General features: G+C 59.4%; 2 protein-coding genes. One reads left to right on the top strand and one right to left on the bottom strand.

What is annotated here, in order from left to right:
- On the top strand, positions 1-664 hold a 664-nt coding region (locus tag L692_RS0116190; RefSeq protein WP_025701172.1), incomplete at its 5' end, for a nucleoside recognition domain-containing protein.
- A gap of 99 nt (positions 665-763) precedes the next feature.
- Here the strand turns inward: L692_RS0116190 and L692_RS0116195 are convergent.
- Positions 764-1,681 (bottom strand): aminotransferase-like domain-containing protein (locus L692_RS0116195; protein ID WP_025701173.1); only part of this gene is annotated, 918 nt, incomplete at its 5' end.

Genomic DNA, 1,681 nt, shown 5'->3' on the forward strand with positions numbered 1-1,681 from the left:
TACCGCAGGCATCCTGATGAGCCTTGTGCTGCTGGGCATCATCGTCACGCTAACCGTCTCCTGGGTCCTGTCCAAGACGGCGCTGCGCGGCGTGCCGACGCATTACACCCTGGAGCTGCCGCCGTACCGGAGACCGCAGATCTGGAAGACGATCCTCGTTTCTTCCAAGGAGAAGTCGCTGAACGTGCTGACGCGGGCCATCGTCATCGCTGCCCCGGCCGGAATCGCCACCTGGATACTTGGCAATATTGTCGTCGGAGGCGACAGCGTTCTGAATCATATGGCCGCTTTCTTCGATCCCTTCGCGCAGCTCATCGGCCTGGACGGCTACATCATTATGGCGTTCATCCTTGGCCTGCCCGCGAACGAAATTGTGCTGCCGATCCTGATGATGGGCTACCTGTCGTCGGGAGCGATGGTCGACGTCGACAGCCTTGGCAATATCAAGGATATCTTTCTCCAGCACGGCTGGACGTGGCTGACGGCGCTGAACATGATGCTGTTCTCGCTGCTGCATTATCCGTGCGGCACGACGCTGGTTAATATCTACAAGGAAACGAAAAGCGTGAAATGGGCTGTGCTGTCGGCCGTCATCCCGCTTGGCATCGCCATCGCCGTCACTTTGCTTACGGCGCAGGCGGCTTACGCCTTCGGCTGGGTGTAAGGACGGATGCCGCTCATCAACTAAACGGACGCCGGGATGATCTCCGGCGTCCGTTTATTTCTGCCTGCTCAAGCTGACATTGCCCGAACTTCCGCAAGCTTAAAGGCTTAGCGCGATTTCCGCGAGCTTCCTCATCCCCTCGCGCAGCACATCCTCGGCGGCGAACGAATAGCTGAGGCGAATCCACGACTTCATTTCTCCCAGCGGATCGCAGATTTCACCGGGCACGAAGGCAATCGACTGCTCCATGCTTTTGCGCAACAGGATTTCGGGCGGAATATGCTCCGGCAGGTTCACCCACAGATTGAGGCCGCCCTGCGGTGCCGTCCACCTCCACCCGATCCCTTCAAGCTCGCGCTCCGCAATCTCCTTATGCACCTGTAGCGCGATGCGCAGCTTGGCCAGATGCCCTTGAAGCCGCGGCGAGGTGAAGTAGTGCAGAAAGATCTTCTGATTCAGCAGCGGCGTCCCGTTATCCGCCATGAACTTCGCCGCGATCATCTTGTCCATCAACGGAAACCGGCAGATGACCGCGCAAATCCGCAGGCCCGGCGCCACGTATTTGCTGAAGCTGCCCAGATACACGACCCAGCCTTCCGTATCATAGGAGAAAATCGGCGGCGGCGGCTCGGCGGCGAAATACATATCGCGGAAAGGGTCGTCCTCAACGATCAGACAGCGGTAGCGCTCGGCCAGCTCGACAAGCCGTTTGCGCTGCCGCACGGGGACGGTGTATCCGGTCGGATTATGATGCGTGGGGTTGATGTAGAAGAGCCGGGGTCTGTACTGCTCCATCAGTCCCTCGATTTTGTCCAGATCATAGCCGTCTGGCGTAATATCGACCGCAAGCAGCCGCGCCCCCCGCTGGCGGAAAATATCAAGCGCCACACCGTAGGTCGGCCGCTCCACCATGACGCAGTCCATCGGCCCCAGCATGATGCTTGCAAGCAGATTGATCGCCTGCTGGGCTCCCGAAGTAATCAGCAGCTCCTCCGGCTCGGCCTGAAGCAGCCGACT

Source organism: Paenibacillus forsythiae T98 (assembly GCF_000520735.1).
Taxonomy (GTDB): Bacteria; Bacillota; Bacilli; order Paenibacillales; family Paenibacillaceae; genus Paenibacillus_AQ; species Paenibacillus_AQ forsythiae.